This is a genomic window from Klebsiella sp. K47 (assembly GCF_051858335.1).
In the GTDB taxonomy this organism is placed as follows: domain Bacteria; phylum Pseudomonadota; class Gammaproteobacteria; order Enterobacterales; family Enterobacteriaceae; genus Klebsiella; species Klebsiella pneumoniae.
Genome location: NZ_JBPYUI010000569.1, coordinates 1 through 211, shown reverse-complemented (window position 1 = coordinate 211; position 211 = coordinate 1). Strand labels below are relative to the sequence as shown.

Below are 211 nucleotides of genomic sequence, written 5' to 3'. Positions count from 1 at the left end.
AGAAGTACGTGGAAGCCTTCAAGGAACTGGCGACCTCGCCGAACCAGAAGCTGGTGCTGATGCCGATGGAGGCCAGCGGGGTGATCGGCTCGATCGCCGGCGTCGCCGAGCTGGCCCGCGAAGCGTTCGCCAAGCAGGAAGAGAAGAAAGCCACGCGCGGCGTCCCGCCGCGGATCGGAGGCTGACATGCGATGGGAAGTGGTGGCCTGGG

1 pseudogene is annotated in these 211 nt (G+C 66.4%); it reads left to right on the top strand.

Annotated elements, in window-relative coordinates:
• Positions 1-185: pseudogene (locus RRF55_RS29250) on the top strand (hypothetical protein); the annotation flags it as partial.
• Between the last annotated feature and the right edge of the window lie 26 nt (positions 186-211).